The organism is Psychrobacter sp. MES7-P7E (assembly GCF_002863645.1).
Classification (GTDB): Bacteria; Pseudomonadota; Gammaproteobacteria; order Pseudomonadales; family Moraxellaceae; genus Psychrobacter.
In genome coordinates, this window is the sequence record NZ_PJBU01000112.1 from 47,400 (window position 1) to 71,594 (window position 24,195).

Genomic DNA, 24,195 nt, shown 5'->3' on the forward strand with positions numbered 1-24,195 from the left:
ATGAGTAATCAGACTTTTAAGCTAACGCTAGATGCGGCGAGCCTTAATTTGCAAAAGCCGATCACTCATGCGCGTATCGTCAACCAGTATGTAGATATTAATGACAGCATGAGTATCACGGCACCCATTGATAAGTTTGTCACACTGGTTGATCAGTTGGCAGTGGTCGATATGATTGCGACAACGCCCGGCAGTATCTATCAAGTGGTGCTGATGAGTCGCGGTGAGGTCATGCTTGATGCTTACTTTATGATGCCGCCATCTGACAAGCTACTGTCTGAGCTGGAGTTTTATTCAGCATACCCACCGAAGATGCCAAACTCTTGGTTTTGGCGCGAGGTATTCTCTAACTTAAAGTATCGCATGATAACAGTGTATGGCAATTATCAGATAACGCCGGAGGATTGCGACGGTAAAACTATCGTGCGCGTAGCAAGTGATACGCCTTGCACCATCACAATACCCGGTGGTGTTGCGCCTCCTGATTTTACCGGACGTAGCTTAACCATACGCAATGTGAATGACGTTATCGTAACGGTCGCTGGCTTAGGTGCGATAGTCTCGCCAGCAGACGGGGCAATACTAAGGCGCATAGGCAGTACGGTTACGCTGATATATGCTGAGCTTGATACGTGGGACTTGTACGGCGAGCTACCGTAATGGACTACTCGAAGCTTCTTAGAGAAGAAATGCCACTCGCCGTACCTCATCAAAAGCCGCCGAGTAAGTATGCGAGTCACCCTTATCCTTTCGATGTCGAGAGCAGTTACAGCTCAACTGCTGCGCCTTTATCTATAACACTTAAAGAGGTGTTGAGCGTTGCGTATGATTCAGAACAGTACCAATCTATCGCCAAACCCTTAAACATAACATTGAAAGAGCCTATTGTTACTTTAGATAACTTAGAGCCTGATTATTACCAACTGTTTGCCAAACCCTTAAACATAACATTGAAAGAGCCTATTGTTACTTTAGATAACTTAGAGCCTGATTATTACCAACTGTTTGCCAAACCCTTAAACGTCAGCTTATTAAGTGTAGTAATAACTCATAATAAATACGACTTAGAAGCCTACACAATAACACCTGTAGTCAAAAATATAACATTGGAGGTAGTATGAATATTGGAGTATTAGGGCGTGTTAAGTGCGTCAAAAAAGCACAAGATGGCGTTGAACTAGAGACTTTTGAGTTCGATAACATGATACTAGATTCAGGATTGAACCTTTTGGGCAGTGGTAGCGGCTCTATAATGGATATATGTCAGATAGGTAGTGGTAATACTGCACCTAGTGAGAGCCAAACTAGCTTAGTCGCTTTTATTGGCGAAAAAAACAAAACGTCCACTACGTACTCTTATGATTACACACCATCCGATTTAGATTACAGAGTGTCTGAGACCACTAAGTATGCTTTCACTGGATTGAGTAACAAAAATATAACCGAGTTAGGTTTAAAAAGAAATAACTCCGGTGAGCCACATTTAGCTACTAGAGCACTTATTAAAGATAGTGCAGGCAACCCCACAACAATTACAATTTTAACAGGTGAAGTGCTAGAGATTTATTACACTCTAACTCAAGTATTTAGCAAGGCTGACACTACTTATCGTATCAGCGTACTAGATAAAAATGGCAATGCTGAATTATACGATGCTACGGTTCGTCTTGGTTTAGCAGGGTCTGCCATTGGTTATAAATACGTAGTTGGCTTATCTTTGGGTTTTAAGGAAACAAGTATTTACTTGTATAATACAGGGTTATCAGAAATCAATGCTTCTGAATCAGGGTATATAACGTACACTACCGGAAATGCAAACACTGATATAGCCGCTTATGCAGCTAATACATTTAAGAGGATAGTAAATATTAAGGTAGGTTTAAGTGCAGGAAACATAACAGGTGGTATTAGAAAGGTGCTTTTATCAACGACAATGGGCACTTATCAGATTGAATTTACAAAAGTATCTGATGGTACAGCATTAGCTAAAACCAATCAAAAAGTATTAACCATTCCTGTTGAGTTTAGTTGGGGGCGATATGAGCCTACCTCTCCCTAAGCCGTTATTAATAGATGATACAGTCACCACGCCTTTTTTATACCCTCGCTCAAAGTCTTATCCGTTAACAGAGAGTTGGGATAATGGGGGTGTAGCACTGTCTGACCCTAGCGAGGATTTACTTAAATATACTTGGTACGCATGGACAGATGGCACGACAATCACAGTCAAGCGTGATGATTTAGATACTTATCATGTGGTACTCATGGATAGCAATATCACTGAGATTGATTTGACGTTTGACCAAAACATGCGGCCATGTATCGCATACGTGGCGAACGGCATTAGTAAGCTGTATTGGTACGATACGCAGCAAGCTAAGCAGGTCATTGATGAATACCCAGACATCAGAAATCCGCGTGTATCACTCGATGACAAACGTAGATTCAACGTAGCAAACAGCGATATTATCTTTGCGTACCAAAAAGGTGATACGCTTTGTTATCGCGTCCAGCGTGAGCGATTTAGTCTTGAGCGCGTACTGGCGACCAATAGTAAACGGCGTATCTTGTGGCGAATAGGCATGGGACGAAATAATAGATTTTTATTCTACTGGCGCTAACCTGCCAGCACACTAACACATCCGCATATGTGGCTGTCTTTTTAACAAAAAAAGGAGCTGCTATGCTCAGACTTAACCATTGTATTTATATTAAGCAGCGCGTCCTATGGGTGTTCGCTCTAATACTCGCAATCATGACAACCGCTATGGCGGCAGAGACTCCTACTTATATCACAGCCGAAACGGTGGTAGTGGTCAACAAGTACGGTATGAGCGCCCCTTTCTTAATGAGCTGGTTGCCAGTATGGATATTTGCGCTGGCAGGTGGTATCGGTGCTAACTTTATCAAGATACCTGAGATTGACAAACATTTTCGATATCTGATGATTGCTAAGCCGTTCTTGGGCTTGTTCGGAGGTATTGCATTGTGCTTACTCGTATCAGATGGCAGCGAGCCGCCACAGATCGCCTTGACTGCTTACGCGCTTGGTGCTGCCTTGCTATCCGCACCTATATTGCAGGCAGCAATAGCCGTTGTGACCATCCCTAAAAACCAAGCGGGCTTTTTAAATAGCGTCAATCCATTTAAGTTTAAGATCGTGACAGTAGATACCAAGGAGCCTACCAATGGCAGCAATGACGATTAGTTCGGTTTTGTGTGCCGTGGGCGCAGCGTATGGCATGTATGTATTGATTAAGCATTTAAAGGTGATTAGACGCGACGTGGCAACCGAGATCAAGTATGCCTTCCCTATTATTATGGGCGTGCTGGCATGGACAAGCGCGGCCTATACCTTCTACACCATGTCGATTGACAGTGAGGTCGATGTGGCGCGGATATTTATGCTAGTCAGTTGGTGTATGCTGGCAGGTCAGTACCGACAGAAATATCGATCATGCGGTAAGCGTAAACGCAAACAAACAACGCCTCGTTAATACGGGGTTTTTTTACGACTGGAGAAAAGTATGAGCAAGGTATTGACGGAGCAGCAAATCAAGGATGCAGCAGTAGAAATTGAGGTACCTTATGCGGCATTAAAAGCGGTCATTGAGGTTGAAGCTAGGAGTAGTGGATTCTTCAGTACAGGCGAGCCAGCCATATTGTTTGAGCGCCATAAGTTTTGGGAGCAGTTGGGCGATATTCACTGGTTCACCATGCGCCTAAAGATCATGGCAAAACACCCACGCATTTGCAACAAGTTTGCTGGTGGCTATGGTCGCTATAGCGAGCAGCACGATAAGCTACGAATTGCAGCAAGCTATAACCGTGACATTGCTTTGCAATCAGCAAGCTGGGGTATCGGTCAGGTTATGGGGTATCACTGGGAGGCATTGGGTTATCCCTCGCTACAATCATTCATCAATGATATGTATCACAGCGAAGCACGCCAGCTTGAAGCAATGATTCGTTATATCAAGGTGAACAACCTAGTCGATGAATTGCAGCGTGGTGACTGGGCAGGTTTTGCTAGAGGCTATAACGGCAAAGGGTACGCCAAGAACAACTATGACGAAAAACTAAGACAGGCTTATAACAAGTACGCATAACAAATAAGGCAGACTGCAATGCACATACGGATTAATGATTTTGCTGGCATGTTCCCGCGCTTACACCCGACGAAGTTGCCGGAGTATGCCGCGCAGTCCTGCTTAAACGTCTTCATTGAGCGCGACATATTATCACCAAGCAGCATGGCTGACATGTCCAACCAAGCGGATGGCTATGCAGATTTTAAGAGCGCTATATTTTTTAAGCACAACACAGGCACGTATCGACATTACAGCAACGCCATTACCCGATTTTCATTTTCGCCAGTCAACGATGCTTATCGCTTGTACTGGACGACTGAGGATGCTGACGCGCCAATGATGTTTATGGATTGGGATATTGTGCCGGGTATCAACACATTGACAACAGATGGCATTGCCTATATCGCTGGTATGCCGCCACCAGATACCGACAGCATAGAAGTAACGGGCATTATCCCCGCGCCAGCGCCTAGTCCTGATCCAGTTCCCGACCCGCCCGTAGAGCCGACGCCTGATGATGAAGTCACCGCGGTGCTAAAAAGGAAGAAGTTTTACGGCTTGTTCGAGAAGCGTTATGTGGTAACTACCAACAGCAAGCCAACCAAGAACGACAAGGACGTTAAAGATACAATCACTGACGAGCTATTAAACGTTGCTGAAGATGAAGAGGCGAGAGTGTACGCCTTAACCTACGTCAACAAGTTCGGTGATGAATCAGCGCCAAGTGTGCATGATGAGATACTGTATATTAAAAAGGGTGACAAGCCCGTGTTAACGCTATCTTACACCCCAAGTCAATCATCACTACTGATAGCTAGTTATGGCGTCGATAGAGTGCGGGTTTATCGCTCGCTGACCGACTCATTAGGTCGCTCGACCATGTTGTTTGTTAAAGAAGTACCTTTTGCTTTAACGGCTGGCAAGCTTGTCATCATTGACGATTTGCCAAAAGATTCGTTACTGGTAGGCGAAACCATACCTACGATTAACTTTGACCCGCCTAGAGATAACTTGAAAGGCTTGGGCGTGACCGATTACGGGGTAGGCTATGCTTACATTGATAAGACTGTCTGCTTGTCTGAGCCGTACATTTTATATGCGTGGCCCCGCTATTATGAAATCAGCTCACAACATAAGATTATGGGTATGGGGCACTATGACAATACTATTGTGATTGTCACCACGGGCAATCCTATACTTTTAAACGGGCTTAGTCCTGAATCGATGGGCGTTATCAGCTTGCCCTTATACGAAGGCTGTATCTCTACTAGAAGCATGGTTAATCTAACGCATGGCTGCATGTATGCCAGTAATAATGGACTGGTGCTAGTGACATCAAGTAGCGCTAAGCTGCTAACTGATGGGCTGTTTACAGCGGAAGACTGGCAAGCGATAAACCCATCAAGCATACATGCCTGCTCATACAAAGGTGGCTATCTGTTCTTTTGGGATGATGGGGTTAAGAAAGGCTGTGGCTACATAGACCTTAATGCACCAAACAAGGGTGTGGTGTGGTTCGATGACTATGCTATCAATACCTTTAAAGATGAGGGCTTGGTTCAACTAATTGCTAGACAGGTCGATGCTAGTGTTGAACATTCAGTCTATCGTGAATTTAACCCGGATTACGGGCAGAATCGAAACAATAAAACCTTTGTGTGGCGCTCAAAAGAATTTAATCTCGATACGCCTAAGCGCTTTCTAGCAGGACAGGTTGTGGCAGACACCTACACTAATGACGCTGTTATATTTAGAGTGTATGGTAATGGCGTGCTTATTCATGAGGCAGTTGTTAAAGACGCCAGACCATTTAGAGTAGCAAACCACAGCGCCAAGCGCGACGTGTCTATCGAGATTGAATCCAGTGTGCCAGTACGTGAGGTGGCGCTAGGCGAAACCATGCGCGATATGATTGAATAGGGATTATTATGAGCCGTCAAGTAACCGGTTTACCGGGCATACCCAAAAACATAGATCGAGATATGGTTATGTTTTTGGAGGCGATGAAGCGTGCGATAACCGATTTGTCCGGCAATGCTGGCAGGAATGGTGTGGATGCAGACTCGCGTGATTATTCATTACGACTGAACAGCAAGAGTCGCAAAAACATCATTGATCAGATTAACGATGTTTTGGTGACACTGGATAATAAGCTCGAAAACAGTATTGTTAATAGCATACAAATATCAGAAGCCAAGACCGCTAACAATCTAACTGAGGCAAAGTCGCAGATTACCCAAGAAATAAGTGACGCTATTACAGCCAACAACATCACTTCGACTGATGCGATACTACTAACAGTAGACCAAAAGATATCAGACAACAACAATAGCCTTATGGTTGAGATAGAAGCGCTTATTGATGCAAAAATAGCAGCGCAACATCCACCACCTGCGCCATAGTTTGCTATACTCATATAGTAAAATTTGCATTACTTGTAGTCTTTAGGCAGTCTTTGCCACCTCACAACAAACAGATACCTAGTCATCAATAGATGGTTGGGTTTTTGTCGTGTCTAAAATTTATCAATATTAAATTAATTTCATAAAAGGAGAGAGCCATGTTTGGTATTGGTGGAATTATCACAGGCGTGCTGTCAGGTAACAAGAACGCTAAGAATGCAAAGAAAGCTAGTGACCAGTCTTTTCAAATCCAAAAAGAACAGCTGGACTTTGCAAAAGATAGGTTTGAGCAAGCAGATACCACCTATAGCCCTGTTGAAAAATTACTTGTTTCAATGGCAATGGATAGTAATAAACCGCGATATGATGAAGTTACGAGTAATGCGATAGGCGATATTAACACACAGTTTGCTGGTGCCGAAGGTGCTCGTATTAGAAACATGCAGCGCATGGGTGTGAATCCTAATAGTGGTAGAGCTGATGCAATGGACAGGCAGTTGTCGCTATCGCGAACAATGGCATTGGTTGGCGGCATCAATAGTGCTAGAACACAAGAGCGCAACCGCGCTGATAATACAGGTTGGGAGCGCCTATACAATACTATGACGTTAGGTTCAAACAAAATGAACGGCACGCAAAACACCTTAACATCCGCGCAAAACAACATGGCTGATACACGAACCCAGCAAGCTGCCGCTTATAGTCAAAAATCCCAAGCCGGTTATGATATGGCAGGCAAGATTGCAGGTATTGGGTTATCCGCATTTACTGGAGGTATGATGTAATGTCAGCACTTGATGGATTGGCTCAATTTGGCCTGAGCATGACTAATAGCTATATGGCTAACAAAGAAAAGATAGACAATAAAAAAGCGGCTGAAGAAGAAAAGCAGTATCAGCGTGGGCGCGAAAAGGTTACAGACCTTCGTGCTCAAGAGCGGTTTGATATAGAAAAAGCCAGCGCACAAATCAAGTTAAAAAACGAGCAGCAAGGCGCAGCTGACGTTGATGATGAGCGCGGCTATAAGCAGACTTACAATCAGTATCAATATAGTAGGTCGGTTGGTGATACCAATGGCGCGATTAATGCAATCATTAGTGGTACCAATAGTAATAGTAAAATTCCTTTCAAGGTTGATGTTGAGCGCGATGAAACTGGAAAGCCAGTAGAGCGCAAAGACGACAAGGGTAATGTCTATTATTATCAGAACGTCTACGACAAAGATACTGGTGAGCTGATGATGAGTAGCACAACTACCGCAGACGGCCTGCTAGAAAGCTTTAACAAGCTTGAAAACGCAAGCGAGATTGCAGCCGCCAATGCTGCTTATGCAGCCGCTAAGAAAAAGAAGCAAGAAGAAGATCAAAGCGAGCTATCTTTATACACTGCTAAAAAAGGCGTCGATGTTGAAGCTGATAAAATCAAAACTGAATATAATCATGGCTACACTGTAGACGAGATCGAGCTTAGGCATGATAACGCTATTGAGCTGGCGAACCTAAATACAGAAAACGGAATAACAAGAAGCTATGCTGAAGCAGGTATTAGCCAAGGTCAGAACCCCAATATAGTATCAGGCGGTGATGCGGCAAGTGGTATTGTGCGTGTGATTTCTGCTGGCAAGGGTTACACGCAGTATGAGTTGGCAGACGGGCGCGTTATTACAGCTAAAGGCAATCGCAACTTTCGCAACAACAATTTAGGTAATATCGAGTATGGAGATTTTGCCAAACGAAATGGCGCTGTTGGCACCGATGGTCGATTTGCAGTATTCCCAGACCGAGCCACCGGCATAAAGGCAATGGAGAATTTGATATTCGGAACCGGTAGCTACAGAAACCTAACCTTGACCGATGCCATCAATCGCTATGCACCCCCACATGAAAACCAGACCAACAGATACCAGTCTACCGTCTTACAAGCTGTTGGTGGTCAAAACAAACCCATGAGCCAATATAGCGCAGCAGAACGTGAAGCTATCATACAGGCAATGGCAGGGGTGGAAGGTAAGAACAACACTAGGTACACCAACGGCAGCGGTGTAAAAGTAAGTTTCAGCCAACCTATTCAACCAAAAGCAGCTAAAGGCAGCAGCAAGTCAACACAAGCGCAATCGGGCGAAGGCATTACAAACACAAAAAGCTATAACGCTAATATCGACAAGGGTGTTAATACTGCCTTGAAAGGCGTTAAGAGTCTTGGGATAAAGTCAGATGCCACAACGACTGCGACGTTTGCGCGTGCTGGCACGAAACTAAAAGAGATGGGCAAAGCCAAAAGCGAGCAAGAGTTTTTAGGTCTGTATCAAGAAGCGTTTGACTTGGTGCTTGATGCGGTGCCTGAGCGATCACGTAGCAAGATGAGCAAGGCCGATCAGAACGCACTAGGCCATAAGGTGCTGCTATCAATGGTGGGCGCGTCTTCTCTTGGCAACCTAAAAGACATTGTTTATCGCATTAATCCATCTGCTAAAGGTAGTGGCAGCGTGAGTGCAGGCGGCCTAACCTTGCCTGGTCAGCAAGCGCGAACGCCATCAAGACCAGTCAGGCAAACCTCACAAACTGGCAAACTCCAAGCGCTGTATTCTCGCGGCTTGCCAGCACCGCAGACTGATCCGGCAGCCGCAGAAAGCTTTGATTATATGAATAACTTAAACGACAACATAGACTGGTAGAAACGATATGAGCTTAAACGATAAATTATTTAGTATTGCCAGCACTGCCGTTGAAAAACAGCGTAAGACTCGTGATGGTCGTAATCCAGTATCAAAAGGTTTTGATGTTGCCACCAACAAAAGCTATGCCAACGAAGATAAGAAAGTGGCAGCAGCAGCCTTGCGTGAGTGGGAGAATAATACTTGGAAGCCAAAGATTGACGCTAAGCTTAAACAAGAGCTTAAAGCGCGTGCACCGCACTTAAAGCCAGGCAGTCCAAAATATCAGCAGACCTATGACAGCTTGTTTAATAAAAACTATCAAGACCTGCAAGCCGCCAAAGCCAAAGCGCAGCAACAAATAGGTACGCTACGCAAGCCTAAGCAAACGCAGCGCGAGCTTGATAATGACTATCGTACCAACGAGTCAGTCCGTAATGATACGGTAGGTACTCAGGCAGCCGCACACGCAGCCCGTGACACAGTGTCAGCCGTAGGCGGTGCGCTTGCTACTGGTTCATCACGTTTGTTACGTGCACCATTACAGCTTGCCGCTGATGTGGGTGAGAATGACGACGGTGGTATCTTTGACCGTGGCGCTAAAGCGTTAGAGAGCTATGAAGATAATATATCTAATAACGTCTATCAGGCGTATGGCGATATTCAGCAGAATGGTAACTTCTCACAAAAGCTTGCGGTATCAGCCGTTGAACAAGTGCCGTCACTTGCCGCCAGTTTTGGGGCAGCAGGGGTAGCCGCAAAAGGCGTTCAGGCGGTAGGCGCAGGTGCCAAAGCAACGGCAGCCGCTTCTTACGGTGTGGCTGGCGCGTCTATGTACCCACAAGCTTATCTTGATGGTAGTGATAGCACCAAAGATGAGCTAGAAAATGCAACGTCAGAGCAGCTTGCCAGCGCTGAACGCTCGCAAGACATCTACAAAGCTATGTTTGATAAAAACGTCAAGGCTGGCATGAGTGAAGATGAAGCCTTTACTAAAGCGCGTGATCAGACCATTAGCGAGATTGCTGAAGAGTCAGGCGAAAACGTGGGCCTTGCAACACTAGCACTTAGCATGATGGCACCAGGCGTCGGCTCATTCACTGCCAACCGAGCCGCAGGCGGTGCGGTCAGTCAGTGGGGACAAAAGGTGTTTAACAAGCTTGCGGTGCGTGCCGATGCTGGCAAGGTAGCAGGAGCCGCTATTCCTACAGCCGTAGGCGCTGGTATTGTGGGATTGAATGTCGCTGAAGAAGGCGCGCAAGAAGGTTACACCGATTATGTGGCTCAAAAAGCAGCCGTTGATGTGGGTGTAAAAGACAAGATTGATACCGCGCAAAACACAGAAGCGGTCCTGATGGGCGGTATCTTAGGCGGCCTAATGGGCGGCGGTACTTATGTGGCCACGCGCAATTCAAAGTTTAAGCAGGCGCAAGATGGGCTCAAAGTCGCGCAGCAAAACTATGCTGATATTGCATCAACCATACCGCAGCTACAAGAGCAAATTGACCTGGTATCACCAAGGTCGCCAGAAGGTCAGGCGCTAACCGCACAGTTGGAAGAAACCAAGGCAGCGCTTGATGCAATGACAAGTGAAGCTGAGAGCCGCGGTATTCCTCGCACCTCACTCGCCCGTCGTGCGCCACGTATCGAACCAACCAATAGCACTGATCAAGAGTTTGACGGTCAAGTCGATGGAGCAACCGAGCTTGATGAGCAGGGCTTTGATGCCGCGCTTAATCCACAAGGCGTGCCAGCCGAACAAGCACAGCCAGTGGTTGATAGTCAGCCAAGCGAGCAAGAGCTTGATGCGCAAGACGCGCAGATTGCCGAGCTTATTGCAGAGCAGCAAGCGTTAGATGAAGCGATTGAAGATGATAGCGCTGGCAAGCCCGTCGAAGAATCTCTAGCAGCAGCGCAAGCATGGTATGACAATAAGCGCGGTGAGAACAAACAAGGCTTATCGGGCGTCGTGAGTCGAGCAGCCGCCAAGGTGGAGGACACAGCCTTTGCAGAGCAGCAACAAGCGATTGCAGGTACAGGCGCAACGATTAATGATTACATAGCCACACAGCGCGCACAGCAGCAGCAAATTGACGCAGAAATTGAGCAAGCAGCAGCAGACGCTAAGACAGAGCGTGAACGTAAAGCCGTCGAGCAAGCAAAGCAGCAGCGCGAGATTGAGCGCGCAGAAGCAGAAGCAGTGCTTGCTAAGCGTGCAGAGCTAGCACAGCCTTATGAGGGTGAATCATTTGATACTACCGTTGTGGGCGCTGATGGTGCCCCGTTTAACCTAGCGCGTTTTTGGGATAGCACTATGCCAGCCGCAGCCAAAACAAAAGCAATTGCTGACGCTTTTAATGGTGAGGTTGATCAGAATATCGCTAAGGCTGGCTGGGGCGATATGCCTGAAGGGGTACAAAAGCAAGTACATCAATGGATGACCGGACGCTTGGACGCAGTACGCCAATCACGCGCAGGCGGTGATACTCAATCGCAGCCTATCAGTGAGCCACCACTAGCGCCAGAGTCACAGCAAGCAGCAGCGCCTACCGCTAGCAGCTTAACGATGCCGGTGCGTGCCGAACAAACACCAGCGGCACCAGTAGAAGCGGAGCCACAAGCAGAGACGGTCACGCCAGCAGCACCAGTAGAGACAGAGACAGCCACGCAGTTGACTGATGAAAACCCTACTATCAATATTCCAGCGCCAGTTTCCGATACATCGTCCGTAGAATTAAATAACAAGCCGTCAGGCAATCACGCCAGCACCAAAATATATGGTCGTGAACCTTGGGCGTTTATCGGAGAGAATGAGTACGGAATGCCTATCTACCAAAGCCAAAGCGGTGAGCGAATTACCCAAAAGGCAAGTGGTGACTTCTTAGGCGCTGAAACAGTTAATCCAGAAACTTACAAGGTCGATCCTAAAGAGCTTGCGAAAGAACACTATACAGTATCCGAAGTTGCCGCAGCTAGAGAGAGACACCGAAAGGTTCAGGATCAAAATAAAAAACAAGTAATTAGTGCGCCTAAGCAAGTAGATGCGCTACCTGATGGTGTCTATAAAAGTAAATCAGCCGCCAGAGCTGCTATTAAAAAGCAAAAACTTAATCCGAAGTCAGTTGATATTGTGCAAAAAACAGACGGCTATGCGATTATTGAGGCTGGCGAGCAACAAGTCGAACAGACAGATGGGTTAACTGTACCCGTGCAGGAACCGTCAATCGATAGTGATGTAGTAGCAACAGATACCATTAAACTCACTGAACAGAATCCCGTCATTAACATTCCAGCACCTAGTACTAGCACGCCCGTGCCTGCTGTTAATGAGTCAAATCCAGTCATCAGCAATCCTACTATTAATCCAGAAGACACGACAGCCAAAATATACAAGAGCAAACCTGCTGCAAAAGCGGCTATCAAGAGACAAAAAATTGATCCTAATAGCGTAACCATCAACCAGGTTAAAGGCGGCGGCTTTACTATTACCCCTAACGCGCCAGCCAAACCAACCTACGCACAAGCACAAGAACAAGCCGCTACTGAGCTTGGCATGACGCTTGATGAAAATGGCGAGTATGGCGGCACAGATGCAGAGTTTGAAGCATTTGCTAATCGCGTCGATGAGATACAAGGTCGCTCGTTAAATAACAGTACGCCTACACCAGTCGCAAAAACTGAGTCAGCACCTAACAATGATGTCGCTATCGGTAAAGATGGTAACGCTAAGTGGTTCGGTAATCAGGATAAGGCGCAAGCATTCATTGATAAGAAAGGCATTAGCGATACGCATGAAGTGGTCCAGGCTGGCAAGCGTTTTGAGATACAGCCGAAAGCGCAAAGCTCAGAAGCTATCACGCAAACCTCAGCACCTACCGATGTAATGAGTGAAAATGGAAGTCCTAATACTCAGGAGCTAACCGCAACAGGCAAGGCTAGGATTACTGGTCAAGCAGGATGGGACGGCAACATTGCCAAGTCTCGTGACTTGGTTCGACAGCTACATCAAGCAGGGTATTTATCCAAGATTGAAACAGAAAATGCTTTTACAGGAGGTGTTTACACTCTATCGGAAGCTGCTAAGCTGGGATTGAAACGCCAAGACAATCCACCACCAGTCAAAAATATTGGTGACAATATTACCGACAAAGGTGGTCGAGAGCATAGACTGGTTAGTGTTAATTATAATAAGTCAGGCGGCATAGACAGTATTAGCACTCAATACTACTCAGAAGCAGACGGCAAATACAAATCCATCCAAGAGAGATCGCTGGGTGATTTTTGGAAAATGTTTGGTGAGTTGGATTTATCTTCTACTGAATCAGAGCAAGTTAAGGCGACCACCGCCAAGAAACCTAAGCCATTAACCGACGAGCAGTTTGCAGAATTAACCAGTAGTCGCACCACGCCTTCTACACCTACAGGTGAGCAATCCGCGCCAGCCAAACGAGCAGCAGCGAAGAAAGCTGCTACCCATAAAACACAGAATGATGTGAGCGCACAAGACGCTAAGCCTAAACGTAAAACCGCAGCAGAATTGCGTGCCAGCCTTTTAGATAAAAATAAGGTGGTCACTAAAGAAGCAGCAGCAGAATACCGCGCTACACTAAAAAGCAGTTTGGGTAATCTAAACTCAGGCTTTGATCCTAAAGCCTCTTTTGCAGCAATGGGGCTGGCAGCAGCATATATTGAAGGCGGTATTCGTAACTTTACTGACTTTGCTACACTGCTAATCGATGACGCTGGCGTGAAGGTTAAAAGCTATCTTTTGCCAGCATGGGAAGCAGCGCGCAACTTTGACGAGCTCGACACTACAGGTATGGATAGTGTAGAAGATAGCCGCAAGCAGTTTAACGAGCTTGTAGAAAGTGGGTTCTTTGATGACGTGCAGGCCGAGACTGAGCAGGCAAGCGAGCCCGTCACACTCAATCAAGATTGGGGTGTTGGTCAAATAAGTGATTATTACGGAGATAAAGAAGGGTTTTTGCAGGACGCTAGTGACTATCTAGGCGACGTAAGTAGACGACTGCAAAAAAATGGCTACGCTGTAAACGTAGCTAGTAAAAACGATGACGGTGTTGTCATTAAAAGAATGAGCGCTCAATCATCAGGGTTTGGTTCCTTGAAGATGAAGATTGACGACAAGCTAATTGATGTATCGGTAGCAACCCAAGATAAAGTGGCAGGAGAAAACGATCACCCTCAACGTGTTCAGATAAGATATGCCGTAGACAATAAGTACAAAACCATCAGCGCAAGTACAGATTCTAGCGCATTGGTTGATATGATTAATGCTGATGCTGAAGTATCAGAAGCCACACCTACCACGCCAGCCAAAACCAAGCACCCTAAATCTATCGACGTAGGTAACGACAAGCGCCTATTTGTTGGTGAGAACACGGAGGGCGAACCTATCTATGAAGATAAAAACGGTATAAGATCAAAGCCAGAAGGTAACTTTATGGCAAGCGAGCCAGTAGGCATCAATCTAGGCAGTGAAGGCCCAGCCTATGATGTGAGCCGACGCGCTGATAAATTCAAGACAGTGGAAGAGATAAGCGAGAATGACAATGATGACACCGGAACAAGTAATCAAGACGATAGACAGCGTGCTGAACTCGACAGAATACGCGAGTTTGACCAAGCGGATGAAAAAAGATGGAACGCTGGACGAGCTCAAGCAGAGTCTACTAGCGACGTGGATGCAGTCGATGGACGAAGCAATGGACCGAATACTGGAAACAGTAATGAGAATGAGCGATCCACAGCAGCGAGTCAGCGACCAGATGCAAATGACAGCGACAGCCGAGCAGACAGCACTAAATCAAATGATGGAGCAGCTAAAAAGACAAGCGCGTCGTCTGCAGTAAAAGCAAAAAACCATGTTATCTCGTCAGCAGACACCAGCAAACAACTAAGCTGGCAGAAGGTCGCAGAGCGCAACGTCTCTATTATTGAGCTACTAAAAAACCTCGATAACGAAAACCGCCAAGCCACCAGCGAAGAACAATCCTTGCTTGCTGAATACGCAGGCTGGGGCGCAAGTGAGGTTGCTAATGGTATATTCCCTAATCCAGACACAGGCAAATATAAGTCTGATAGCTGGCAAGCATTGGGCGAAAAACTAAAATCCCTACTCACCGATAGCGAGTATGATACTGCGCGTCGTACTACTCAGTACGCCCACTACACACCGCCCGTATTGGTTGATGGTATTTATAAAGCCTTAGAAGGTTTTGGCTTTAAAGGTGGTCAAGTGCTAGAGCCTGCCAGCGGTATTGGTGTGTTTAACGGCCTAATGCCAAGCAAGCTTGCCAATAGTAGTAGTTATGTTGGACTAGAGCTTGACCCAATCACTGGGCGTATTGCACAGCAACTCTACCCTGAATCAAGCATGAGGATTGATGACTACATCAAAGCCAAACTGCCAGACAATCATTTTGATGTGGCGGTGGGCAATCCACCGTTTGCTGGTATTAGCGTCGATTATAAAGGCGCTGGCAAGAACAGCACCAAGCAGTCAATGCAGCTACACGATTACTTCTTTGCTAAAACGCTGGACAAGCTAAAGCCGGGCGGTGTCATGGCGTTTGTCACCTCAAAAGGCACGATGGATAAAAAGGGTAGCAGCGTTCGTGAGTACCTAGCAGAGCAAGCTGACTTGATAGGCGCTATTCGCTTGCCGCAAACTGCCTTTAAAGAAAATGCAGGCACCGAAGTTGTCACTGATATTATCTTTTTGCGCAAGCGTCATGAAGGCGAGCAGCCAAGTGATACCGCATGGGCAAGCGTTAAGTCCATTAAAGCCAGTGGTAAGCCCACCGCTATCAATGAATACTTTGTCAACAATCCCGATATGGTGCTAGGTGAGCACGCTATTGTCAGTGGTCGATTTGGTGACACCTATACCGTCACCCCAAACAAAGGCGACTTTGCCAAACAAGTAGATGGTGCTATTGCTAAGCTACCCAAAGACGTATTTAACCCCACTCGCGGTAGTCCAGCAGAAGCGGTTAAGGTGATGGATTTAGACTACGATCCAGCCAGTGCCGCCAATAAAGAAGGTGGCGTCTATCTAAAAGACGGCAAGCTTATGCGCGTGGTTGACGGTGTAGGAACGCCATTAACTCAGCGTTACGGCACCAACGGCAAGCCTATTGATTTAAGCGCCAAAGATATTGCCTTTATGACTGACTATGTGGGCGTACGTGATGCGCTCAAGCAGTCGCAGCGTGACCAGCTAACAGACAGTGACACATGGGAAGAGTCGCTTGCTACGCTCAATACAGTGTACGACGCCTTTGTTAAGAAGCATGGACCGCTAATGGCGCACAGTGTTAGCGAACGCGAGAACGCTGACGGCACCACTACAGTCACTAAGCGCTTTAAAAACAAGCAGCGCTTATTCCTCGATGTTGAAGGTGTGCTGGCAAGTGCGCTTGAGAATGTCGTTGATGACGGCAAAGGCACCGTTGTTAAGGGCAGTTTCTTTGAAGGTCGCAGTTTGCGCAAGCCGAAAGCACCTACCATCAAGAGCACGCAAGACGCCTTGGTCTACACGCTTGATGAAAAAGGTGTGTTAGATATTGAGCGTATTGCCGCACTAACAGGCAAGGCAGAGCCGCAAATCATTGAAGAGTTGGGCGAGCAAATCTACAACGATCCTCAGTCAAAGCAATGGGACTTGGCAGAAACCTACTTATCCGGCAACGTGGTGGATAAGCTTAAAAAGGCTGAGACTGCAGCTAAAACCAATAAATCCTATAGCCGCAACGTCGCGGCATTAAAAGCGGTCCAGCCAGCACCTATCGCGCCTAATGATATTGCGAGCAATATGGGCGCGTCGTGGATTCCAGGTAGTGTGATCAATGAGTTTAGCCAGCAAATACTTAATGCTAATGTAACTGCCGAGTATTCATCGGTGGTTGGACTGTGGGATGTGGGCGGTACTTCAAAATCATCTGACTATTCAACGGCAGATAGAAGCACCGTTCAGTTGGTCGAGTCTATCTTAAACAGCAGAAAAATTAGCATATCGCGCAAGTCGCCTGATGGCGGTAGCTATATCGACTCAGTGGCAACCGAGCTTGCTAACGAAGTGGCGCGCAAGATTAAGACAGAATTTAAGAAATGGCTATGGTCTGATGACACGCGCACGCAAGAGCTTGCCGACTACTACAACAAGACGTACAACAACATTGTGCCGCCTACCTTTAATGGTGATCACTTAACGCTGGCTGGCATGTCAAACAAGATACAACTGCGCGCACCGCAAAAACGCGGTATCTACCGTGTTATTCGTCAGGGTGATGTCTATCTGAATCATGCCGTTGGTGCTGGCAAGACATTCACCATGATTGCAGCCGCAATGGAAGAGAAGCGTTTAGGGTTAATCAACAAGCCTATGTTTGTGGTACCCAATCACATGCTAGATCAGTTTAGCCAAGAATTTTTGATGCTTTATCCTGCGGCTAACATCATGGTCGCTGATGAACAAAACTTTCATACGCACAACCGTAAGCAGTTTGTGGCGCAGGCCGCACTTAATACCCCAGACGCTATTATTATTACTCATTCAGGTTTTGAGCGCATAGGCGTGAAGCCTGAAACAAAACAAGCGTTCTTAAAAGATAAAATAAACGAGTGGCAAAACGCGCTTGAAGCCACCAAAGACGATGATGGTGACAATCGCACGTCAGTCAAACAGCTTGAGCGCAATATCGAAAGCCTAGAGCGTAACCTTGATGACCTGATTAATGCTAAAGAGAAAGATGGTGCGGTGTTCTTTGAAGATATGGGCGTCGATAAGTTGTATATCGATGAAGCGCACGAGTTCCGCAAGCTAAACTTTGTCACTAAGATGGGTGCTATCAAGGGTATTGACCCGGCAGGCTCGCAAAAGGCAATGGATTTAGACTTAAAGCTACAGCTACTCAGAGAAAACAATCCGTCGCGTGCTTTTGTTGGTGCGTCAGGTACGCCAGTCACCAATACAATGGGTGAGCTTTATACTATCCAGCGTTATTTCCAGCCGAACCAATTAGAGCAAGACGGCCTAGAGCATTTTGATGTGTGGGCCAATCAGTTCGGTGAGGTGGTTGAGGGCTTAGAGCAGAACGCAGCAGGTAACTATGAAGTGGTGCCGCGCTTTGCAAGATTCGTCAACGTGCCGGAGCTGATGAGCCGTGTTCGCTCATTCATGGACGTGTTGACCAGTAACGACTTGGCTGATTACGTGGTACGTCCTGAAGTAAAAACAGGTGGTCGAGAGATTGTGGCCATACCAACGCCTGATGGGTTCAAGGAATATCAAGCCAGCCTTGCGGCACGTATCGACGCCATACGCAAGCGCAGTGGTAAGCCTGAGAAGGGCCAAGATATTATCCTAAGCGTTATCGGTGATGGTCGTTTTAGTGCTATCGACATGCGCTTTGTGGACCCAACACTGCCAAGCGATCCTAATAGTAAGCTAAACCGCGTTATCACTGACATGGTTGAAGCTTATCATGCCACCGCTGACAATGAGTACGCCACAGACGGCAGTATCGATGAGCTAAACGGTGGTGCGCTGATGATGTTTACCGACATTGGACTTGGTGAGCAGTCAGCCGCTAGTCGCGGCTTTGATATGAAACAGTGGATTACTGACGAGCTGATACGTCAGGGTGTTGATCCTGAGCACATCGCCTTTATGCGTGACAATAAGACTCATGCCAAAAAAGGCAAGCTGTTTGATGATATGCGTCAAGGCCGTAAGCGCATCATGATCGGTGGTAAAGACATGGAAACGGGCGTCAATGCGCAGAAGCGTTTGACACATTTATTCCATCTTGATGCGCCTTGGTTCCCAGCGTCGGTTGAACAGCGTGAAGGCCGCATCATTCGCCAGGGCAACCAAAATAAAGAAGTGGTTATCAGAGCTTATGCTACCAAAGGCAGTTACGACAGTACCATGTGGTCAATGGTCGCTCGTAAAGCACGATTCATTGAGCAAGCCATGCGCGGTGATATGACAGTTCGTAATATGGATGACGTGAGTGAAGCGAGTGCGTTTGAGCAAGCATCTGCATTGTCGTCTGGTGATCCACGTTCATTACAGCTAGCTGGACTCAGACAAGATGTTGAGAGATTAAACCGTCAGTTATCAGGTTTTCAGAACGAGAAGTTTAAAAACCAAGGTCAAGCCAAGCAAGCGCGTCAAACACTGGCCAGAGCCGAGCGAGAGTTAGACGCCATTAATAAGCTGCTACCTACTCATAAAACAGTAGAGACAGGCGATGTGATAGGTAGGGTTGGCAGCAAGTCTTTTGATAACCGTACAGAGTTTGGGCAAGCGATTATTGCTGCATACAATAAGTATGCTAAAGACTATCATGTTGGTGAGCAGGTACTAGGAACCGTTGCTGGATATGACGTGGTTTATAATGGCGTCATGATGGACGGTGGCAACTTTTACGCAGATGCCAATGTCAATATACCAAAAGCAGATGATGCCGCCTTATTTGATACTGACAATGTGAAAGACACACGGCCTGATGGTCTGACCACTCGTATCATTAATCGTGTCAATAAGCTGGCTGACTACAAAACCAAGATCGAAGCGGTTATCGAGCAGGCGCAGACTGATGCTGAAAATTTTGAGCGTCGTGCTGGCAAGTCGTTTGATGCGCAGACCGAGCTTGATGAGAAATCACGCGACTTAAAAGAGCTTGAAGAAGCGCTGGCAAATGAAGCGGAAGCATTAAAGGCTGCTAGTGAGTCAAACGGATTAACCGAAGAAGATCGTGTACCTGGCACTGAGGAACCTAAGTTTTCTAAAACCAATCCAGCCAAAGGATTGACTGGCACCACGAGCCAGCAGGTCATTAGTGTTTTACAAAACCGATTCGGCAAAGAAGTGGTTGCTAGTCTCATTAAATCAGGCAAGCTACGAGTGCGCACGCTTAATGATTTTGTCGATAGTAGTGGTCGCTTGCTTATCCCAAGTGATGCAGAAGGTTTTTATCATCAAGGTAAGGTCGTACTGATCGCTGACAATCTAACCACTGATACCGCAGTTGCAACACTGCTTCATGAGTTGGGCGGTCATGCTGGTATTCAGGGTATGCTATCACCGCAAACTTACATGACCCTTATGGAAAACTTTTATGACTTAGTTAGGTCTGGCAATAAGTATGCAGTCAGAGCTAAAGCGCGCGCAGAAGCGAGTACCGCAACAGAGTCAGAAGCACGTGATGAATATATACCCTACCTTATCACTGAGCACGCGCAAGCCACCGAGCGTGGCGGTCCACTTGCTGTGATTAAACGCTTTGTTAATCGTGTCATGGCTGGCGTGCGTGCATGGGTGCGCGCTAATACAGGCGTACAATTAAAACTGACACCTAATGATATAACACAGTTAGCTGAGCGTATGGTTAAGCGTCTGGCAGAGCAGAGTATGGATAGCGTGACTATTGCTGGCATGGATAATACCGCAGCAGTGCCGCAGTACAGTCAGGAATCCACCAACCAAACAGCCACGGCAGCGTTTAAAAAATGGTTTGGTGATAGCAAGGTGGTGGACAGTAATGGCAAGCCGCTTGTTGTTTATCACGGTACAATCAAATCATTTAACGAGTTTAATACGACTGATTTTGGTGCACTGTTAGGTAGAGGAAGTTACTTCACCTCGAATGAGTCAGAAGCGAGCAGTTATTCAGGTGGTGGTACTCGTGTCGTGCCAGCTTATCTATCAATAGAAAACCCTTACTATGTAGATTCAGGCTTGGCGTCGGTTCCAAGTCGTCAGCAGATGCTAAAAGATGGTCATGATGGGGTTATCTATAGAGATACGGATGGTAGCGTAAAGTGGGCAGTCGCTCATAAGCCAACGCAGATTAAGTCAGCTACCAACAATATTGGTACGTTTGACTCATCTGATCCTGATATTCGTTTTAGCCGTCGCTATTCAAACTTAGGTACAGACACAAGCCCAACCACCGCCAAAGAAAAAGCGATTGATGCCGCTAAGCAATCAGCAGCCACCGCACTGTCATCTAAGTTTAACTTGAGTTTGTTGCTGCGTCGTCATCTAGCCACACCGCTACACGTCGGCATGTTAAATCCAAGTTTCAAAACCTTCTTTGAAAACGTGCAGGCGCGTATTGCTTATGAGAACAACGAAGCCGGGCGCATACAAGAGTATCTACCTGAGATTTGGGATACCAAGTTAATGGTAGGCAAGCGCAAAAAAGCAATCGATAAAGTCAGTCGCGCCTTGTTTGATGGCACAATGGCAGATCAGGTATGGACGGATAGCGAGCTTGAGACAAAATTCAATCTTGATGACAAGCAAAAGGATATGTACCGCCGCGCGCGTGCTGCTATTGATTCTTCTGTACTTAACATGACAGTCGATACACTATCATCCTTAGCTAAGGGCACTAAGCTGGTTAATATTCATACTATTAATAGGTTAAAGCTGGCAGGATTGACGCCTATCGGTCACAACCTAATGATACAGCAGCACATGACGGACGAGCTCAAGAAACTGGCTCAGTCTGGCAGTATCACGCCAGCCGCAGAGAAGCGCTTACAAAATCAATTAGACGGGGTGTTTGATGTGATGGATAGTGTCGCGGTCAAGTATGATGACCTGGTGAAAAAAGGCTATGCACCATTGATGCGTTTTGGACACTATGCGGTTGAGGTTCGCGACAAATCTAACAATGAGCTGGACTTATTCGAGCTTTACGAAACCAAAGGGCAGCAGCGCAAGGCTATCAAAGAGCTTAAAGAAAAGTATGATGAGAATGATTTTGAAGTTGGCACTGGTACGCTCAATCCTGATGCGTTTAAGCAGTTCACAGGTAAAGGATTATCCCCTGAGACGGTACAGTTGTTTGCCGCTGAGCTTGGGCTTGATACAGATGGTGCCCATCAAGCTTACTTAAAGGTAGCGATTAGCAATCAAAGCGCCCTAAAACGCCTGATCCATCGTAAGAAGGTGCCAGGGTATAGCGAGGACTTGCCGCGAGTCTTATCGTCATTCGTCATGAGTAACGCACGCTACAGTGGTCGTGCTCTATATAATGGCGAGATCGAGAACGCCATACAAAAGATTGAGGACGGTAACTTGCAAGGCGAAGCACAAAACGTCTTTGCTAATATGGAAAACCCACAAGAGGAGTTTGCTGGCGTGCGCGGCTTACTCTTCCATTACTATATGGGATTTTCTACCGCATTTATGGTGCTTAACTTCACACAGCCATTTACTCAGACCATACCTAAGCTGACCGCTTATGTCGGTGCAGCGCGTGCGCATAGAGACATGACACAGGCGCTAGGCATTATCACCAAGTACACAGGCAAAGCGACATTTGAGTTCGGCAAAAAGGTCACAGGTAATGCTACACCTAGCTGGAAAGGTTTTGAGGACCACTTGCCAGCATGGGTTAAAAAAGAGGACTACCTGCGCATGACTCGTGAAGGTCATCTTGATCCACAAAATATCTGGATGATTCGAGGGCTTGAGCGTGGTAAGGCTGGCGTGATTAGCGGTCTATGGGGCAATTTATCGCGTGCCGCTGGCTGGGCCGCTGAAGTATCAGAAACCGTCAACCGTCGTGGCACCATGATCGCTGCCTTTAAAGTTGCGCAGACGATGGGCGATGCTAAGCTAAAAGCAAAAGGCTTTAACAGCCGCTATGATTTTGCGGTATCGATGATTCAGCAGACACAGGGCGTCTATAATAAAGGCAATCGTTCAGGACTGGCACGCGGTACTGGTAAGCTTGGACAGTTTGGGCCGTTGGTTATGGTGTTTAAGCAGTTCAGTATCAACTATGCTGAGCAGATGATCAGACACGGACGCGATAAAGAAGTTAAATCACTGGCTGTCGCTATGGCATGGCAGTTTATGCTTGCAGGTATGTTAGGTCTGCCGTTTACCGATGATTTGCGTGATATTGTAGAAGGCTTGCTGTATCGATTGTTTGGTCGTGCAACCAATCTAACAGCCTTCTTGCAGGATGAGCTTGGCAAAGATAATGCCGATGCCCTTATGTACGGATTGCTTAGTGAGAAAACACGCTTTGATATGTATGGTCGTTCAAATATGGGTAACTTTATACCTGGTACTGACTTTGCTAGACCGAAAGAGGGCGATTGGGCAGAAGTTATCGGTGCATCAAGTGGGTTCTTTGAAAACTTCTTTACCGCTGGCGATATGATCACGAAAGGCCAGTATAAAGATGCGGCAGTGATAGCAGCACCGCGTTATGTTCGAGATGCGGCAGCAGGTATTGAGATTTGGAACAATGGCGCCTACCGCAACCAAAAAGGCGATAAGGTGATGGATATGGACCGCACTGATGCTGTCATCAAAGGTGCGTTACAGTTCAACCCGGCGTCCAATGCTAAACAAGGCCGTGAACGTAGCGAGAAGTACCACATGAAAAACATGGTGCTTGACAAGCAAAATCAGTTTGCTCTACAGTTGACAGAGGCGCTATATCAAGAGGACTACGATAGAGTTGACGAGCTTTATAATGACATGGACGCCTGGAACGAACGCAATCCCGAACACTTTAATGTAGATATTGATAAGATTGAAGATTCGGCAGAGCGTCGTTTGGATAAGAAGGACTTTACCAGCGAGGATCGTCAGAAACTACCGGAGCAGTTAGATGACTATTTCACCGAAAGAGAATAACTTGCCAGCCAGTCAGAGTAAGTTTATAGAATATCCAGTGCGCTTCATTGTAGGCGCAGTGGATATCTATGTACGACTTGCTATGATTGCTGTGGTTATTGGTATCGCCTTGTCGATACTCTATACGGTGATCTATCTGCCGCTGGCATGGCTGTATGATGTGGTCGCTGGTGTTCTTTTTTAGCAGGATAAACCTCTTTATATGAGTTGTTATGCGAATATTTATACTGCTATAATTATCACGCAAGGTTAAGCTGTTAAGTCGCAGGAACGAGAAAAGCTGCGGTGAGGTCGGATTGGGGTTACCCGGTTGCCTTGCAAACTTATTCAGTGCAGACTCTAACGTAAAAAGAG

General features: G+C 46.5%; 13 protein-coding genes. All 13 read left to right on the forward strand.

Annotated features, from left to right (window positions below; translation table 11 throughout):
- The 13 genes from CXF62_RS11640 (at position 1) to CXF62_RS11700 (ending at position 24,025) form a co-directional block, all read left to right on the forward strand.
- Positions 1 to 660 carry a hypothetical protein gene (locus CXF62_RS11640; protein ID WP_102094488.1) on the forward strand — a complete coding sequence of 220 codons (660 nt, stop codon included), beginning with the start codon at positions 1 to 3 and terminating at the stop codon, positions 658 to 660.
- On the forward strand, positions 660 to 1,121 hold the full coding sequence (locus tag CXF62_RS11645; RefSeq protein ID WP_102094489.1) for a hypothetical protein: 462 nt from the start codon (positions 660 to 662) through the stop codon (positions 1,119 to 1,121). Before CXF62_RS11640 ends, CXF62_RS11645 begins: the two co-directional genes overlap by 1 nt.
- Positions 1,118 to 2,059, forward strand: coding sequence for a hypothetical protein (locus CXF62_RS11650; protein WP_102094490.1), 942 nt, complete (start codon positions 1,118 to 1,120; stop codon positions 2,057 to 2,059). Before CXF62_RS11645 ends, CXF62_RS11650 begins: the two co-directional genes overlap by 4 nt.
- Entirely contained in the window at positions 2,040 to 2,621 is a 582-nt protein-coding gene (locus CXF62_RS11655; protein ID WP_102094491.1) for a hypothetical protein, read from the forward strand. The genes CXF62_RS11650 and CXF62_RS11655 overlap by 20 nt, the downstream gene beginning before the upstream one ends.
- A 62-nt stretch (positions 2,622 to 2,683) precedes the next feature.
- Positions 2,684 to 3,208: a hypothetical protein gene (locus tag CXF62_RS11660; RefSeq protein WP_102094492.1), complete on the forward strand. Its 525-nt coding sequence runs from the start codon at positions 2,684 to 2,686 to the stop codon at positions 3,206 to 3,208.
- Positions 3,189 to 3,497, forward strand: coding sequence for a hypothetical protein (locus CXF62_RS11665; protein ID WP_102094493.1), 309 nt, complete (start codon positions 3,189 to 3,191; stop codon positions 3,495 to 3,497). Before CXF62_RS11660 ends, CXF62_RS11665 begins: the two co-directional genes overlap by 20 nt.
- A 30-nt stretch (positions 3,498 to 3,527) precedes the next feature.
- A complete protein-coding gene (locus tag CXF62_RS11670) occupies positions 3,528 to 4,109 on the forward strand; it encodes an N-acetylmuramidase family protein (protein ID WP_102094494.1) in 582 nt (193 codons plus the stop codon).
- Positions 4,110 to 4,127: 18 nt separating this feature from the next.
- A complete protein-coding gene (locus CXF62_RS11675) occupies positions 4,128 to 6,011 on the forward strand; it encodes a hypothetical protein (protein ID WP_102094495.1) in 1,884 nt (627 codons plus the stop codon).
- A gap of 8 nt (positions 6,012 to 6,019) precedes the next feature.
- Positions 6,020 to 6,493: a hypothetical protein gene (locus tag CXF62_RS11680; protein ID WP_102094496.1), complete on the forward strand. Its 474-nt coding sequence runs from the start codon at positions 6,020 to 6,022 to the stop codon at positions 6,491 to 6,493.
- Between the two features lie 158 nt (positions 6,494 to 6,651).
- Positions 6,652 to 7,278: a hypothetical protein gene (locus CXF62_RS11685; protein ID WP_102094497.1), complete on the forward strand. Its 627-nt coding sequence runs from the start codon at positions 6,652 to 6,654 to the stop codon at positions 7,276 to 7,278.
- Positions 7,278 to 9,167 (forward strand): hypothetical protein, encoded by a 1,890-nt coding sequence (locus tag CXF62_RS11690; protein ID WP_102094498.1) that lies wholly within the window; start codon positions 7,278 to 7,280, stop codon positions 9,165 to 9,167. The genes CXF62_RS11685 and CXF62_RS11690 overlap by 1 nt, the downstream gene beginning before the upstream one ends.
- A gap of 7 nt (positions 9,168 to 9,174) precedes the next feature.
- Positions 9,175 to 23,841 carry a PLxRFG domain-containing protein gene (locus CXF62_RS11695; RefSeq protein ID WP_102094499.1) on the forward strand — a complete coding sequence of 4,889 codons (14,667 nt, stop codon included), beginning with the start codon at positions 9,175 to 9,177 and terminating at the stop codon, positions 23,839 to 23,841.
- Entirely contained in the window at positions 23,816 to 24,025 is a 210-nt protein-coding gene (locus CXF62_RS11700; RefSeq protein WP_102094500.1) for a hypothetical protein, read from the forward strand. The genes CXF62_RS11695 and CXF62_RS11700 overlap by 26 nt, the downstream gene beginning before the upstream one ends.
- The last annotated feature ends 170 nt before the right edge of the window (positions 24,026 to 24,195 follow it).

Excerpts from the sequence above, each read along its gene's own strand:
- CXF62_RS11640 (WP_102094488.1), top strand. The coding sequence starts at position 1 with ATGAGTAATCAGACTTTTAAGCTAACGCTAGATGCGGCGAGCCTTAAT.
- CXF62_RS11645 (WP_102094489.1), top strand. The coding sequence starts at position 660 with ATGGACTACTCGAAGCTTCTTAGAGAAGAAATGCCACTCGCCGTACCT.
- CXF62_RS11650 (WP_102094490.1), top strand. The coding sequence starts at position 1,118 with ATGAATATTGGAGTATTAGGGCGTGTTAAGTGCGTCAAAAAAGCACAA.
- CXF62_RS11655 (WP_102094491.1), top strand. The coding sequence starts at position 2,040 with ATGAGCCTACCTCTCCCTAAGCCGTTATTAATAGATGATACAGTCACC.
- CXF62_RS11660 (WP_102094492.1), top strand. The coding sequence starts at position 2,684 with ATGCTCAGACTTAACCATTGTATTTATATTAAGCAGCGCGTCCTATGG.
- CXF62_RS11665 (WP_102094493.1), top strand. The coding sequence starts at position 3,189 with ATGGCAGCAATGACGATTAGTTCGGTTTTGTGTGCCGTGGGCGCAGCG.
- CXF62_RS11670 (WP_102094494.1), top strand. The coding sequence starts at position 3,528 with ATGAGCAAGGTATTGACGGAGCAGCAAATCAAGGATGCAGCAGTAGAA.
- CXF62_RS11675 (WP_102094495.1), top strand. The coding sequence starts at position 4,128 with ATGCACATACGGATTAATGATTTTGCTGGCATGTTCCCGCGCTTACAC.
- CXF62_RS11680 (WP_102094496.1), top strand. The coding sequence starts at position 6,020 with ATGAGCCGTCAAGTAACCGGTTTACCGGGCATACCCAAAAACATAGAT.
- CXF62_RS11685 (WP_102094497.1), top strand. The coding sequence starts at position 6,652 with ATGTTTGGTATTGGTGGAATTATCACAGGCGTGCTGTCAGGTAACAAG.
- CXF62_RS11690 (WP_102094498.1), top strand. The coding sequence starts at position 7,278 with ATGTCAGCACTTGATGGATTGGCTCAATTTGGCCTGAGCATGACTAAT.
- CXF62_RS11695 (WP_102094499.1), top strand. The coding sequence starts at position 9,175 with ATGAGCTTAAACGATAAATTATTTAGTATTGCCAGCACTGCCGTTGAA.
- CXF62_RS11700 (WP_102094500.1), top strand. The coding sequence starts at position 23,816 with ATGACTATTTCACCGAAAGAGAATAACTTGCCAGCCAGTCAGAGTAAG.